This window comes from Okeania sp. SIO3B5 (assembly GCF_010692555.1).
Lineage (GTDB): Bacteria > Cyanobacteriota > Cyanobacteriia > Cyanobacteriales > Microcoleaceae > Okeania.
The window spans coordinates 45,080-60,387 of record NZ_JAAHHG010000011.1; the positions used below are offsets into that span (position 1 = coordinate 45,080).

At 37.3% G+C, this 15,308-nt stretch carries 13 protein-coding genes and 1 tRNA gene; 8 read left to right on the forward strand and 6 right to left on the reverse strand.

From position 1 onward, the window contains the following. Positions 1-661: 661 nt before the first annotated feature. On the forward strand, positions 662-1,180 hold the full coding sequence (locus tag F6K54_RS02870; RefSeq protein ID WP_293074179.1) for a GNAT family N-acetyltransferase: 519 nt from the start codon (positions 662-664) through the stop codon (positions 1,178-1,180). A 344-nt stretch (positions 1,181-1,524) separates the two neighbouring features. Here the strand turns inward: F6K54_RS02870 and F6K54_RS02875 are convergent, their stop codons facing one another. Together F6K54_RS02875 and F6K54_RS02880 are read right to left on the reverse strand one after the other, a co-directional pair. Beyond that, a complete protein-coding gene (locus F6K54_RS02875) occupies positions 1,525-2,370 on the reverse strand; it encodes an alpha/beta fold hydrolase (RefSeq protein ID WP_293074182.1) in 846 nt (281 codons plus the stop codon). Positions 2,371-3,005: 635 nt separating this feature from the next. After that, positions 3,006-3,731 carry a hypothetical protein gene (locus tag F6K54_RS02880; RefSeq protein ID WP_293074185.1) on the reverse strand — a complete coding sequence of 242 codons (726 nt, stop codon included), beginning with the start codon at positions 3,729-3,731 and terminating at the stop codon, positions 3,006-3,008. 73 nt (positions 3,732-3,804) lie between these two features. Between F6K54_RS02880 and F6K54_RS02885 the strand changes: the two genes are divergently transcribed. The 4 genes from F6K54_RS02885 (at position 3,805) to prmC (ending at position 7,720) form a co-directional block, all read left to right on the forward strand. Continuing rightward, entirely contained in the window at positions 3,805-4,356 is a 552-nt protein-coding gene (locus tag F6K54_RS02885) for a GNAT family N-acetyltransferase (RefSeq protein ID WP_293074188.1), read from the forward strand. A 340-nt stretch (positions 4,357-4,696) separates the two neighbouring features. Continuing rightward, positions 4,697-4,770: transfer RNA gene (locus F6K54_RS02890), tRNA-Pro, on the forward strand. A 725-nt stretch (positions 4,771-5,495) separates the two neighbouring features. Next, entirely contained in the window at positions 5,496-6,245 is a 750-nt protein-coding gene (locus F6K54_RS02895) for a Tic22 family protein (RefSeq protein WP_293074191.1), read from the forward strand. A 569-nt stretch (positions 6,246-6,814) separates the two neighbouring features. Next, entirely contained in the window at positions 6,815-7,720 is a 906-nt protein-coding gene (gene prmC / locus F6K54_RS02900; protein ID WP_293074194.1) for a peptide chain release factor N(5)-glutamine methyltransferase, read from the forward strand. A gap of 44 nt (positions 7,721-7,764) precedes the next feature. Here the strand turns inward: prmC and F6K54_RS02905 are convergent, their stop codons facing one another. Together F6K54_RS02905 and F6K54_RS02910 are read right to left on the reverse strand one after the other, a co-directional pair. Then, the gene (locus F6K54_RS02905; RefSeq protein WP_293074197.1) at positions 7,765-8,337 is read right to left on the reverse strand and encodes a hypothetical protein; all 573 of its coding nucleotides are present in this window, start codon (positions 8,335-8,337) and stop codon (positions 7,765-7,767) included. 407 nt (positions 8,338-8,744) lie between these two features. Next, the gene (locus tag F6K54_RS02910) at positions 8,745-8,867 is read right to left on the reverse strand and encodes a hypothetical protein (RefSeq protein WP_293074200.1); all 123 of its coding nucleotides are present in this window, start codon (positions 8,865-8,867) and stop codon (positions 8,745-8,747) included. 486 nt (positions 8,868-9,353) lie between these two features. Between F6K54_RS02910 and F6K54_RS02915 the strand changes: the two genes are divergently transcribed. Together F6K54_RS02915 and F6K54_RS02920 are read left to right on the forward strand one after the other, a co-directional pair. After that, on the forward strand, positions 9,354-9,941 hold the full coding sequence (locus F6K54_RS02915) for an L-threonylcarbamoyladenylate synthase (RefSeq protein WP_293074203.1): 588 nt from the start codon (positions 9,354-9,356) through the stop codon (positions 9,939-9,941). Positions 9,942-9,975: 34 nt separating this feature from the next. Then, the gene (locus tag F6K54_RS02920) at positions 9,976-10,911 is read left to right on the forward strand and encodes a sensor histidine kinase KdpD (RefSeq protein WP_293074206.1); all 936 of its coding nucleotides are present in this window, start codon (positions 9,976-9,978) and stop codon (positions 10,909-10,911) included. 29 nt (positions 10,912-10,940) lie between these two features. Here F6K54_RS02920 and F6K54_RS02925 read toward each other — a convergent pair whose 3' ends face one another. Next, complete coding sequence (locus F6K54_RS02925; RefSeq protein WP_293074209.1) at positions 10,941-11,081, reverse strand: hypothetical protein; 141 nt, start codon at positions 11,079-11,081, stop codon at positions 10,941-10,943. Between the two features lie 196 nt (positions 11,082-11,277). After that, positions 11,278-11,766: a GNAT family N-acetyltransferase gene (locus tag F6K54_RS02930; protein ID WP_293074212.1), complete on the reverse strand. Its 489-nt coding sequence runs from the start codon at positions 11,764-11,766 to the stop codon at positions 11,278-11,280. A gap of 1,724 nt (positions 11,767-13,490) precedes the next feature. Between F6K54_RS02930 and F6K54_RS02935 the strand changes: the two genes are divergently transcribed. Then, on the forward strand, positions 13,491-14,999 hold the full coding sequence (locus F6K54_RS02935) for an RNA-guided endonuclease TnpB family protein (RefSeq protein WP_293074215.1): 1,509 nt from the start codon (positions 13,491-13,493) through the stop codon (positions 14,997-14,999). The last annotated feature ends 309 nt before the right edge of the window (positions 15,000-15,308 follow it).

Here is a 15,308-nt window from a genome sequence, read left to right on the forward strand (position 1 = left end):
AGTATGACATGGGGACGCGGAGACGCGGGGATGCGGGGACAGGTCGATTTGAGGGGAAACAGGCAACGGTTTCAGCCATTTTTATGTGAAGAAATTTTCTTGAATTTCAGTAGAAAATTTCAGTATTTTGAGGCCAATAAGAGCCAATAAATAGGAGATAAATTGAATATAAAAAGCTCTATTACAATGAATAATTGATAGTTGATAATTAATCGAATCTAGGTAAAAATTCTCTCATTACCAATGAATAATTGGTAATTGATAATTAGGGTTTGCTGAAAAAGTCTTAGGTAAGGGTAGGAGACAGGAGACAGGAGACAGGAGACAGGAGAAATGGGAATTATAGAGGAGGTAGGAGAAAAAATAATCCCTTGATTATTCTGCGCAACTATGAGCCTAAAATGCTAATTTTTTGAACCATTACGACCTAAAAAATTGGACTTTTTTTAACGAAAAAATGCTAAAACCTCTATATGTCAATGCTTTTAGATTTAATCAGCAAGCCCTAATTTTAGATACTTTTCATTATCCATTATCCATTAATGAACTTAGCTATCCTGACTTTTAGCTTTATGAGCGCAAGCCCTAATTATTAATTATTAATTATTAATTGTTGAACCTATTTTCTGCACAATTTAAAAGTAAGACTGCTACATCAGTAATGAAAATCAGAAACGCTGAAGAAAAAGATTTAGCTGTAATTGTAGAAATTTATAACGCTTCAATTCCTAGTCGTATTGCTACTGGAGATATAGAATGTATATCGGTTGAAAGTCGTATTCCTTGGTATCAAGAACACCCACCTGATAGTCGTCCAATTTGGGTGATGGAATTAGATGAAGAAATTGTTGGGTGGCTGAGTTTTCAGTCTTTTTATGGCACAGCTGCATATAAAGCCACAGCAGAAGTAAGTATATATGTTGCTCCTGAATATAAAGGTCGAGGAATAGGGAAAAAATTACTTTCAGAGGCAATTTTTTACAGTCCTAAATTAGGAATTAATACTTTACTGGGTTTTATTTTTGCTCATAACAAGCCTAGTTTAAAGTTATTTGATAAGTTTGGTTTTCAACGTTGGGGTTATTTACCAAAAGTGGCTAGTTTAGATGGTATGAAGCGAGATCTTGTGATTGTTGGACTTCATATTGAAGAAGCAAAGAAAAATGATAGGAGTGAATAATTAGGGTTTGCTGAAAAAGTCTTTTAGTAGGGGTAGGAGACAGGAGACAGGAGACAGGAGACAGGAGACAGGAGAAATGGAAGTTATAAAGGAGGTAGAGGTAGTCGTAAAAATTGTCCCAAGATTGTTCTGCAATAATCATCCCAAAATACTAGCTTTATGCAGCTCTTTAGACCGAAAAGCTCAAAAAATTAGCATTTTGGGCAGGCAAAGTCAGAAAAATCAAGTGAAAATTCTTCCCACTATACTCTTCTACACTCCTCTATAATTCCTATTTATTCTGACTCCTGACTCCTGACTCCTGAATCCTACCCCTACCAAAATACTTTTTTAGCAAACCCTAATTACTTCAAAAGACTTCGGATATGGGCAGCCACATCATTAGGCTTTTCTAACATTGCTAGATGACCACATTCAGGAATTTCTAGTACATTTCCACCGTGGCCTTGAAACATCCAGTGAAAACTAGCTAAATGTTTTACATATTTAGGAGCCATTATTTGGTCTTTTGCTCCAGCAATAAAATAAACAGGTTGCTTCAATTTTGATACTACCAGTGGCAGGCGATGAACTTCTGATTCTGTAGTGGAGTCTAATAATGTCCCCAGAGCTGCTTCGTAAGATGCTCCAACAAAATCAGTTAATCGTTGTCGTCCCCATTTACGAGAGATAGGTGTGGCAACCTGAGTCCTTGTAAACATTAAATCTGTCAGAGGTAAATAAGATAGCCAACTGGGACGAAATTTGATAATTTGTGCCCCTGCAAACCTAAATCTTTCAAATTCTTCTTTAATATAAATTCCACCACCAGAGTTTATACAGACTACTCCCTTGATGATATCGAGCATTCTATTCGCTCCTAACAAGGCAATGGTGCCTCCTAAAGAGTGGCCAATGAGCCAGGCACTAGATATATTGAGTTTCTGTAATAATATTGTCAGGTCTTCTACATAAGCTGCGGGACTGTAGTTGAAAACTAATTTTTTTTGGGTTGAGTGGGTTTGAGAATCACCGAATCCGCGCAAGTCGTAAGATAAACATTGGTAATCTGGTGAAAGTCTTTGGATTAAAGGTTGCCAGTAGTTACGGCTTAAGAGCCAGCCATGTATAAAAATAAGTACATGGGGGAATTTAGTGGGGTTTGTCAATTCGTAGGCGTGTGGAACCCCTTGGATATCTATAGTTGCCATATTTATATTTTATCCTGAATTGACAAAGATATAGCAATGGACAGTTCAAGAATTTAGAATTTAGAATTTAGAATTTAGAATTTAGAATTTAGAATTACCTCTTCTTATAGATTAAGAGGATTGGATCAAAGGAAAAATTTTCCCTTTTGCCTCGATCTTCTTCTTTTCAAGGAGAGGTAATTATTAATTAGGGTTTGCTGAAAAAGTCTTTTTGTGGAGGTAGGGAGTAGGGAGTAGGGAGTAGGGAGTAGTTAGAAGTTAAGAGAAATAGGAGTGAAAGAGGAGTTGGCCGGAAAAAGAGTAAGAGTGATTCTTCTATCATTCATAGTTAGCCAAAAATGCTCAATTTTTGAACCTCAGTAACCTAAAAGTTCGCACATGCCTGATACCTAAAAACCCTAAAACCAATATCATTCAATGCTTCTATATTTAATCAGCAAGCCCTAATTAGGGTTTGCTGAAAAAGTCTTTTAGTTAGGGTAGGAGTCAGGAGTTAGGGGAATTTACAGGAGGTAGGAGCTAAGTTTTGTCCCTTATTTATCAATACTTTGAGAATTAATCAGCAAGTCCTAATTATTAATTATTAATTATTAATTATTAATTATTAATTATTAATTATTAATTATTAATTATTATTAGTATCTTTCTCCCATCAATCTTTGTCGCATACCTTCAGCAATTTTTTGGCCTAAGTATTCTGGAATCAAACTTTCATTTGGTCCCAAAAGGTAAAGAATAAGACGAGTTCGCCCACGCCAAACTAATAAGTTGGCGTTAACTACTAACAAATCTTCTTGCCAGATGGCATACATAACTTTATAAAATAGACCTGGTTGATTATCTGCTTCAATCAATAGTGCTGGTAGATGAAATACAGGATCGACATAAAATTCTGTCGCTACTTCTTCTAAACCACTATCTAGATTAAACTCTACAGCTAACATTTCTTCTACCTCGAAACGGCCCGCCAGTGATTCTTGGATGGCACGACAAACATTTTCTGAGGTTTTCTCTGTTAGTGCTTTGCCCCCCCGAGATATTACTAATTTGATAAAGACCAACATCGGTGGGTAAATTTGTCCATAAAGACTGAGGCTGTGAATAGTTAGTCCATAGGCAGCTAGGACCCCAAAAATATCACTGAGCAAAAATGATTGATTTCGGTAGGTAAAGTGCAGGGCACTTTTGTTGCCTTCTGGTCTTAGTTCTATTACAGCTTGTTTACTTTTATACAGTTGATATGCTAACTTCAAATTTTGCAGTTGGATATCACTACTGACAAATTGCTCATAAAACTGTGGAAACGCTCGGTTGAAGCGCCTTAGCAGTTCTAGTGTTGATGATTTTAAACCCGGAGCCATAATCGAAGAGAGGGAACGGGATATATACTATCTAATAATGTCATCCAACTTCTACTAACTTAACCACGCCTGCATGGGTTTTTGGAAAAATTTGTTTACCGGCTCTGAGCCAACATCTCACCCTCAAAATCCAGATTATGAGGGATACACTACTATTGGGGAAGAAAATGCTTCTTCTCAAGCTGTTCGTTCACCTAATAGAGGTAATGGACGTATATTTTTTACTACAGATAGAGACATAGATATATATGAACTTGAAGAACTTTGTAATGCTGTTGGTTGGTCTCGTCGCCCATTACGCAAAGTAAAAAAGGCCATTCAACATAGTTTTCTTGTTGTCTCTATGTGGCAAATGCGAGGCAGTCAGCGAAGACTGATTGGCTTTGCCAGAGCAACATCAGACCATGCTTTTAATGCCACTCTTTGGGATGTGGTTGTTCATCCTGATGTCCAAGGTAAGGGCTTGGGGAAAGCATTGATGAAATACATTATCAAAAAACTTCGTAGTGAGGACATCAGCAACATTACCTTATTTGCTGACCCTCATGTTGTTGATTTTTACCAAAATTTAGGTTTTATTCCTGATCCAGAGGGAATTAAAGGAATGTTCTGGTATCCAGATTAGCTGTTTTTGGTTTGATCAAAATATGATTAACCAAAATAATAATATAATAAATCTAGAATTTAGATTTTTTTACCGAAAAATTGGGTCTAAAGCCTGGCCCTTCTCGGGCGACTTTTTGATTGATTAAGTGGGAAGAAATATGCTATGTGTAAAAACTCAATTGGTATATTATCTCTAGTGCTATGCTCCTGTAAAATCTAAAATCTATAAATTAACGTGATCAGGATTTTTGTTCCTAAAAATTTCTTGAGTATATGGACAAATTTGTTTAGTGTAAAATTTTTTTGAATTTTTTTGCACAACTTGTAAAAATTGAGCTATAATAATTTTATAGTTCAGCCGGGATGTAGCGCAGCTTGGTAGCGCGCCTGCTTTGGGAGCAGGATGTCGCAGGTTCAAATCCTGTCATCCCGATACTTAAAGCAAAATACAGTAGTTAAATGAGACACAAACATTTAAAACCTCTTCCTACTACAGCTATACTTTGCTAAGATAAATATGCTGTATCTTCTTGACTACTCCCCGGACTCAAGTCACGGGGATTCTAAGTAGATACTACGCAATAGGATAAATCTGTGTTGCTCCGTCTATTCTTAGCTGACCAAAGATACAGTCTCAGGGCACAATGAAATTGTCCCCCTACACAGTCGGCTTAAGTAGGGGCGATTCGCGAATCGCCCCTACAGCTTTGCGGCTTACTTTTGTGATGATATTTGCAGCCCCGTTACAGTCTGCATTAACGCACTAATTATTGAAGGTGGTTAAAGGCTGTAAAAACTGTGGCTAAACAACATAAAAAAGTTACGGATAAGCGGAAAGATTTTCATTTTAAAATAGCCAATGAATTGTGATCATCAGTAATTCGTAATTTCCTGAAAAATAATGATTTCATATAATTAATTAATGATAGCCAAATTCTGTTTTCAATACGGTAAAAAGCTCAGGATTTATTATGAATTATGGAATAAATATTTTGATGATTGAGTTGATATGTAAGTAAAAAGTTAAAAAGATTAAATCATGTTTCTTCGTTGCTTTTTAAACAAATTAACATAATTTTTTCATCTCTCTACAATAAGTTATTTGGTGTTTATAACTTTATATTTTTGCTATATTTTTTTAAATAAAATGGAGAACCTATGAAATCATTAGTTCGCTTAAGTGCAGTATTAGGAATAGTGGCTAGCACTTTCATTGGACCTTCTGTTAAAGATATGGTTGCATTGGCATTATCTGCAGAAGAAGTACTACAGAAGTTAACTCCCGTTCCTGTATTTACAATCACCGATCAAAATGGCTCTCCTCTTGTAGCTTCTGTCAAAAAAGAGGGTGATGAAAATTCTTCTGTGGCAGGGGTTTTTATTAGTAAGAGTGATGCGGATGCTTTTGTAGAAAAATTAAAAGGAGAAGATCCCGATCTGGCAGCGACGGTTAAGGTAGTGCCTGTATCTTTGGGTGAAGTTTATGAAATGAGCCAGTCTAGCCAGAAGAATGGACAAAAACTACAGTTTGCTTATGTTCCAATTAGAAGGCAGGTTGAATCTGCGAAGATTTTACTTGAGCAAAATGGTCAGGATGTTAATCAGTTCAATGGAGTACCTTTGTTTATCGCTAAAGGTGGGCCTGATGATGGATATTTAACTATTCAACGTGGGGAACAACAAGTTATTCCTATGTTTTTTAATAAAGAAGATTTGCAGGGAATGTTGGATCGAGCTAAGACTCAACAACCTGATGTTTTTTCTTCTGTGAAAATTGAAGTTGTTAATCTTGAGGGTGTGATTAAGGCGTTGGAGAATGATGATGATCCTTTCTTAGAAAAGATTATTTTTATTCCTCCCAGGGAGTCTTTGGAGTTTGTACAAAAGTTAAGACAATCTGGTAATTAGGGTTTGCTTATGGAAGTAGGCATGGTATTGGGTAGGAGTCAAACCCACCCCTCGCCCCTCCCCCTCCCAGGAGGGGAAGGACTGAGTCAGGAGGAATGGGGAATTTAGAGGAGGTAGTCGGGTATTTTATCCCTTGATTTTTCTGCTATAGTTAGCCCAAAATCCTAACTTTTTGGTCGCTCAAGCCTAAAAAGTTGCACTTTTTTTCGCGTTGACATCCTCCCCGGCCTAAAGGCGCGGGGATTCCTACTAAGTCGTAGCTCCTCGGCGGGTTGACGCTTTGCTTCGCATAGCTGTCGCTAACACAGGGTGCTGCTTCCTTGGCGGTAGTCTAACGCTTCCCTCCACGTCCGCGCACGAGTTTCCGAGTGCCCCCCGGCAACTAATGACACAATAGCATATATTCAATTCACTTGCATGCTCAAATAAAAAGTCGCCCTACAAGGGCGAGGCTTTAAACCCAATTTTTCGGTAAAAAAGCGACAACCTTTACTTGTTAATGCTTTTAGATTTAATCAGCAGAGCAATAATTAATAAATAAAAATTGAGATTCTAAGCTATCGTTATCAATGGACTTTTCTTCGGATTATGTTGTTTCAGGTCTAGACCTTTGGCAATGGTATTGTAGTACTCGGACTGATGCTTTGAAGGCAGATATATCTGTTACTGAGGTTGATTGGTTTTTGCAAGAATTTGCTGGACTAGATCGATTAACGCTTCGTTTGGAGTCTTTTAAAGATTGGCCTAATATTTCAATGAGGCTTTCTTTAGTTGAGTTGAATAACCTTTGGTATAGACGTATAAATGAAAAAGTTCCGCTTCAATATTTAACAGGGGTTACTTATTGGCGGAATTTTTCTTTGGATGTGGGTTCTGGGGTTTTGATACCAAGGCCAGAAACAGAGTGTTTAATCGATCTGGTTGTAGCAGCTACTAATAGTGTTTCCCATCTTCAACAAGGAATTTGGGTGGATCTGGGGACTGGTAGTGGAGCGATCGCTTTTGGATTGGCAGAAGTATTGACAGAAGCTTCTATTTATGCTGTGGATTGTAGTTCAGAAGCTTTGGCTATTGCTAGACAGAATGGGACAAAATTGGGTTTAGGGAACAAAGTAAATTTTTGTCAAGGTTCTTGGTGGGAACCATTGGAGCATTTGCGCGGTAAAGTGAGTGGCATGGTGTCTAATCCTCCTTATATTCCTAGTGATATGGTTTCTACTTTGCAACCAGAGGTTAGGAAACATGAGCCTCATCTTGCTCTTGATGGTGGTGCTGATGGGCTGGACTGTATTAGATATTTGATTGAAACAGCTCCACTATATTTAGTTTCTGGTGGTGTTTGGTTGGTGGAAATGATGAGTGGACAAGGGGATAAGGTGGCTGAAATGTTGCAGGATAATGGAGCTTATTGTCAGGTTGAGATTTTTCCGGATATTGAGGGTGTTCAGAGGTTTGCTATGGGTTATTTGAAGTAGCAAATATTATTTTCTTGAGCTTCAAAAATTTTTATAGAGCTTTGTTATGGAATAAGTTGAAATACTAATTTATATTCTCTTTCTACTATGGGGTGGTCCATATATATTGTGGCTTTTCCATCTTCACATGTCCCATCCTCGCCTACTAAAACACCTGCTTTGGCAGCCCAACGTAATTTCCATTTACCTGTTTCATTGTTGATTTTAATATCGAAGTTTACAGGATCGTGATTTTTCTTATTAGGAAAATTATTATCTTTTGATAATAATGGATCTTCAAGATTTATGTCTATTGGAAATGAATGTTCAAGAAGAGTTGCCTTTCCTTCTACTTCTGTTGTTCCATCTGCTTTACTTCTATCTATGACTTGACGAATTTCAACTTCTCCAACTTCTATATGGTCTTTCTTTATAGGTCTATATTTGAATTCAATTCTTTTACCTTCTTGGAATAGATTTTTGCAATATTTATTTTTACAACTATTTTGTGCTATTCCTAAAGAGCATCTAATTTCTGGAACGAAAATGGCTACAAGTATACCAGTTACAGGAATAGCTATACCTATTAAAAAAACATTTATTCTTTTGTTCCAACTCTTTTGTTCAGAATTACTCATAGATTTGATGATAATTCAAAGGTAAAACATAGTATTTATCAATATTTGGATGATATAAATACTATTTCAATTCTACTTTCCCTGCTATAAATTTGCCTATTTTTTTCAAACAAAATCTAAAATTGTTTTAGAGAGTAAAGTTATGAAGTTTAGTATCTATTGAGATTCTATTTGAGGGGGCAATTTCTGGTAATTTAGTCAGTTTTCCTATTTAGACTTTACCAGTACTGGCAGCTCGACCTGACAAAAGTGCTGTTTAAGGGTGGCAGTTAAGATCAACCTTGAATTTTAATCAGGGTAACTGGTTGAAATAATTTAATTTGAAGCTCAATTCATTTTCTTAAGCTCCCTGGGTTGAGAGTTTTTTCTGCCAGAGATGCTGGAATTACCTATATTTTTTCAAAAAATTAAAAATCAAAAAACAAAATAATATTAGTATCCGTTGAGAATCTAATTGATGGGTCAGCCTCTGGTAATCTAGTTAGTTTTTCTAGTGATATTGTACCACCACTGGCAGCTCGACCTGACAAAAGTGCTGTAATTTTTCCAGCGAAGGGTGGCAGTTAAGATCAACCTTGAATTTTAATCAGGGTAACTGGTTGAAATAATTTAATTTGAGGCTCAATTCATTTTCTTAAGCTCCCTGGGTTGAGAGTTTTTTCTGCCAGAGATGCTGGAATTACCTATATTTTTTCAAAAAATTAAAAATCGAAAAACAAAATAATATTAGTATCCGTTGAAACTCTAATTGAGAGAGCAGTTTCTGGTAATCTAGTGAGCTTTCCTATTGATATTGTACCACCACTGGCAGCTCGACCTGACAAAGAAGATTTAATTTTTCAACTGAAGGGTGGCAGTTAAGATCAACATTTAATTTTAATCAGGGTCACTGGTTGAAATAATTTAATTTCTGGTTCAATTCATTTTCTTAACTTCCATGAGTTGAGGGTTTTTCTCCCAGAGATGCTAAAATTAACTATAATTTTTCAAAAAATTAAAAATCAAAAAACAAAAAAATGAGTTTAGTATCTATTGAGACTCTCATTGAGGGGGCAATGTCTGGTAGTCTAGTTAGCTTTCCTACTGATACTGTACCAGCATTAGCAGCTCTGCCTCAAAAAGCAGATTTAATTTTTCAAGCAAAACGTCGTAGTCCAGATAAACCTTTGATTTTGATGGGGGCAACTCCTGAATCTTTGTGGCCTTATGTTCGAGGGAGTAATGAAGAGTTGCAGTTATGGCAAGAGGTTGCTCAGAAGTATTGGCCTGGACCTTTAACTTTGGTGCTGCCAGCTTCGGAAATGGTTCCTAGAGAAATGAACCCTTTTGACCCAACTACCATTGGAATCAGGATACCTAATTGCGATATTGCTAGGGAAATTATGGCCCAAGCAGGGCCTTTGGCTACTACAAGTGCTAATTTTTCAGGTCAACCTCCCTTGAGTCGAATGGCTGAAATTAATGCTCAATTTCCTGATGTTTTGGTATTGCCCCACGAAAAGGAGATAATGTTGGCTTCTGGAGTTCCTTCTACTGTTGCTAAGTGGAAGGAAATTAGTTGTTGGGAAATCCTACGTCAGGGAGCGGTCAAGTTAAAATTTTAAGGGTACGTTATTGTTGTTTAATATTTTTAGTCCCATGGGCTGGAACGATTTTTTATTTTTGGCATTAGGATTAGGGTTTGGGGTAATAGGTGGTAGGTTATGGTTGAGGCCAAAAACTGAGAACTTGTCAACGCCTTCTGTGGTGTCGTCACCTGAAGCATCTAATTTAGATCGACTAGAAGGTGTTTTAGAACAATTGAAACAGACTCAACTTGCATACCAGATGGCATCGGAAATGAGTAAGTTTAAGGCTGGTTTTTTGGCCCGAACTTCTCACGAGTTGCGATCGCCGATGAATAGTATGATTAGTACGCTACAGTTAATTATTTTTGATTTAGCTGATAACCCAGAAGAGGAACGTGAATTTGCTAATCAAGCGTATAATTCTGCGTTAAAAACTTTGGAACTGCTCGATCGAATTATTGATGTGGCTAAAACTGAGCATGGTACTGAAAAACTTAAAGTAGAACCGCTTCAGCTTAGTCAAGTGTTAGCAGTGGTGGACGATCTGACTTGTTTACAAGCTGCTAATCGTAGTATTCGTTTGAAAATATTACCTCCAGATCCTAATATTTATGTTTTGGCGGATGAGTCTCGTCTGAAGCAGGTTTTGATTAGTTTAGTTGATACTGCGATCGCTGAAATGGATGAAGGGAGTATTAATATTTCTGTTCATCCTGCACAAGAATCTGGTTATGTTCATATCTGGATTGACGATCAACGTCCAGTTAGTGCGTGGAGTGAGTCTTGGGATTTACTCAAGCAGAGTCATGAGGAGAAAACTGAAAAAATTGTGAGTTCTGAGTTTCAGCTCTCTCCTGGTATGAGATTGTTAATGAATCAAACTCTGTTAGGAATAATGAATGGACGTTTAGAGGTACTGGCGACACCTTCTGATGGTGAGGAGTCCGATTTTAACCGGACTCAATGTTCTATTCCTATGAGTTTGACATCCTCTCCCATTAAATAAGTGCGATTATAATGGGAGATTCCCAAACCTCACGATTTAGGTTTACTGCTTGAGTGGCACTTATCTAGACTGTTACCAGTCCCCGACAGTACGCCTACACAGTCAATTTGCTCTACGATCTGCCCGACCGCAGTAAAACCTCGATGACAAATCACTTTTGTAACTGCCATATTATGGTTTATTTCATAATTATAACATAATTCTATCTGAGAGTGGTGTTAACTTAGACTCTTGCAAATCAAGGTCAGTATCTGTTTTTATTTTGGTCGCGATTCATCTCCCGGTAAATCGAAGATTATACCGGGAGTCCTCACTCGCTCCATTTTAGATAGAAAACAATTGAGAGTTCTTAGCTAAAATTTTGCGTTACTTTTGAGCAAGTAGTAATGCTTTGTTTCTAGTTGTTAATTCTATTTCTCCTTCCATTGGTTGATTGTGCAATATCATTGTTGTGGTTTGGTTGTATTGAAATCCTATGCGTTTGTAGAAATCCTGTTGGTAGGTTGTCATTAGGTAGACTCGTTCTACATGGCACATTCTTGGATGACTTAAAATTGTTTGAACTAATTTGCGTCCTAGTCCTCCACCTTGATAGTTTGGGTGAATGACTATGTCCCAAATTGTGCCTCTGTATACACAGTCTGATGTAGCACGACCAAAACCTATCATTTTTTGACTATCCCATACGCTTACGACTGGGTTACTGTTTGTAATGGCTATTTCTAAATCTTCTATTTTTCTATTTTTCGCCCATACTGCTGCGGAATCCAATAAGGCCACCAGTTGAACAATATCTACTGTTGAGTTACCTTCGCAGAATTGTATATGACGATAATCTCTGGTAGTGTTTTCCATGTTGAGTCAGCTCTCTTTGACATCCTCCCGACGCTGCTCTACGAGACAGCGCGGGATTCCTAACCATCTGCCTATTTTTGTTTCGATTGAATATATTTTTGGATTAATTTTTATCCCTATCTTAGCCTTTTTCTACTTAAAGAGAGATAAAACTAATAAATATATTTAGGTTATTTTAGTTTTTTTGAGTGTTCTTTTGATTGTAGATTATTTTACTTACCTCCAAAATTTGAAAGTTAGTAATAGTTGATGTTCATGTCTTAACTATTTTGTATAGTATCACTCTTTTTTCTAATTATCAATATAGCGCTGTGCGCAGGCAACAGGCAACAGGCAACAGGCAACAGGGGGAATGAATTGCTGATAATATAAGACTTTTAGCTATTTGGCCCCTCCTGCAATTTGTAAATATACCAGCGCTCATTGCTATATATTGATAAGATGTTTTTTCGTAAGTTGTGTCAAAATTTGATAACAAATTGAATTGGCTACAATTTTATATGAAAAAATTTTTTTATGTGTAATTTTTAATATATATTTCAATAATTAATAATTAATAATTAATAATTAATAATTAATAATTAGGGCTTGCTGATTAAATCTAAAAGCATTGATATATAAAGACAAGTGCCTTTTTGGGGCCTTTAAAAAGTACCTGGTATCACGTCTAAAACGCTCAAAAAGTTAGTATTTTAGCCGCATAGTTAGGCAGAACAATCTTGGGACAATTCTTTCTACTACCTCTTCGCTCATTCCCTGTTCCTCCTGTCTTCCCCTCCACCGGAGGGGGAGGGGCAAGGGGTGGGTTGTTTCCTGTATAGCTGTCTCCTACCCCAGCAAAAAGACTTTATGAGCGCAAACCCTAATTACCTTTTCTTGATTTGCCTTCCCTCCAGCAAAGTATAAGTATTCAGGTGGACATGATATAACGATAGAATTCCGTTCTGCTTTGCGATCGCATCACGTGCTGTAGGATAGTGCGTTACCTATATACGCTTCGCACCCTACGCAATCTAATATTAACTAACATTTATCTAATATTTTTCTAATATTAATTTGACAAACATTATATGGTTTGCACCCTACAAATCTAATATTTTTCTAATACTAATTTGACAAACACTCTCTTAATATCATCTCCGGTAACATCGGAGCGTGTATCGAATTAAATTTCAATTGAAAGAAACCCTTCATTCATAGAAGAGTGAATAGGGAATAGTAGGGGCCTTGTATGCAACATCCGTAGGTTATAGAGGAACAGAAGTATATCAAAAAAGAGAAAATAAGATTAAATATTTACAATATTCTGTGATATCATGTCCGCTGGTATCGTTTGTGTAAACCCAAAGGTGAATATCTACAGGAAATTTAAGTTTTTTTCTTGCTCTTAGGTATTCCTGACTGTTCCCTGTTCCCAGTTAAGTGTTCCCAGTTAAGTGTTCCCTACCCTTGCTATACAATACCGATGCTACCGGACATGATATGAGTGATAAAATTTGAGACTTAAGTGAGACTTAAGAGCAAAAATATAGATTAAGATGTAACTACCTTTTTTGAATTTGATATTATATCATGTCCGGATAATTAGTGATAAAAAACTTTCTCCTTCTTTTCTTCTTTCTTCCCTCCTGAATTCTGAATTCTGAATTCTGAATTCTGAGTGTTTATTTATAACTGTTCAACCGGACATGATATTAGTCCTTTAGCAAAATCAAGTTAACAATATGAGAAACATGAACTTTTGTAGTGATAATGTCACTGAGGTATGCCCAGAAATTATGGCTGCTTTGATAGCTGCCAATGAAGGGTGTGCGATGCCTTATGGTGCAGATGAATACACTCAACGTTTGGAAGCTAAATTCTCAAAATTATTTGAAGCTCCTGTGACAATTTTCCCTGTTGCTACGGGTTCTGCTGCTAATGCTCTTGCTTTATCGGCGATCGCTCCTCCTTATGGAGCTATTTATTGTCATGCTGAATCTCATATTAATGTGGATGAATGTGGTGCCCCAGAATTTTATACGGGTGGTGCGAAGCTGGTGACGCTCAGTGGTACAGATGCTCAAATTAATCCTTCTGACTTAGCAACAGCATTAGAAAAAGCTGGTATTGGTATAGTGCATCATGTTCAACCAGCAGCAGTTAGTATTACCCAAGCAACAGAAGCAGGAACAGTTTATTTACCAGAAGATATAGCTGAAATAGCAAAATTAACTCACGATCTCAACCTGTATCTACACATGGATGGGGCGCGTTTTGCTAATGCTGTTGCTAGTTTGGGTTGTGCGCCAGCAGATATAACTTGGCGAGCGGGGGTGGATGTACTGTGTTTTGGTGCGACTAAAAATGGAGCGATGGCAGCGGAGGCAGTAGTCTTTTTCAATCAAGAATTAGCAAAAACATTTGGCTACCGTCGCAAACGCAGCGGGCATTTATTCTCAAAAATGCGATATTTGTCAGCTCAGTTAGAAGCTTACATTACTGATGATGTATGGCTGAAAAATGCTAGCAATGCTAACCAGATGGCTACAAAATTAGCGCAAGGTTTGGTCAATTGTCCTGTTGCCAGGTTATGTCATCCAGTGGAGGCAAATGAAATTTTTGTAGAAATTCCTGAGTCTGTGGTTACTGGTTTGAGAGCGGATGGTTTTGAGTTTTATGTTTGGCAGGAGGGAACTCTACCTATAATTAGACTTGTAACTACTTCAACTGGTAAATTAATTAAATCCCCTAAGTTTTTATTGAGTCAACTACGCGAGCTGAAATTGCTGCAAAGAAGACTTAAGAATAAGGAAAGAGGTTCAAATAATTGGTTAAAGCTTCAGAACAAAATAGCTAGGCTACATGAAAAAATAGCCAATGCTAGACGGGACTGGCATTTCAAACTAGCTCATCAACTTTGTGATGGCACAGACAATATTTTTGTTGAAGATATCAACTTCAAATCCTGGTCTAGAGGCATTGTCAGAAAACAATCTTTAGATAGTGGTATAGGTCAATTTATCAATGAAATATTGCCTTATATTTGCTGGAAAAAAGGTAAGTATTTTGCTAAAGTTGACAAAAATTACACATCTCAAGAATGTCCTAAATGTGGGCATAGACAGAAAAAGAAGCTCTCTGACAGAAAACATATTTGTAGCAGCTGTGGTTATCAAGTAAATCGCGATGTAGCTGCAGCAAAAGTCATTAGAAATAGAGGGTTAATCGCGGTGGGACACGCCGTTCAGTAAAAAGCTTGTGGAGACGATCTGGCAGGGGTGCAACTCAACTTATTTGATTTGTTATCTAGTTAGGGTTTGCTGATTAAATCTCAAATAATTACCAGATAAAGGTTTTAGCATTTTTAGGTATTGAAAAAGTACATGGTTTTCAGCTCTTCATGGTCAAAAAGGAGCGCATTTTTAGCGCATAGTTGGGTCCCCCCCGCCCCCACTCCCCTACCCCCCCACTCCCCCACTCCCCCACTCCCCCACTCCCCCACTCCCCCACTCCCTCACTCCCCTACTCCCCCACTCCCCTACTCTCAACTATACAATAAG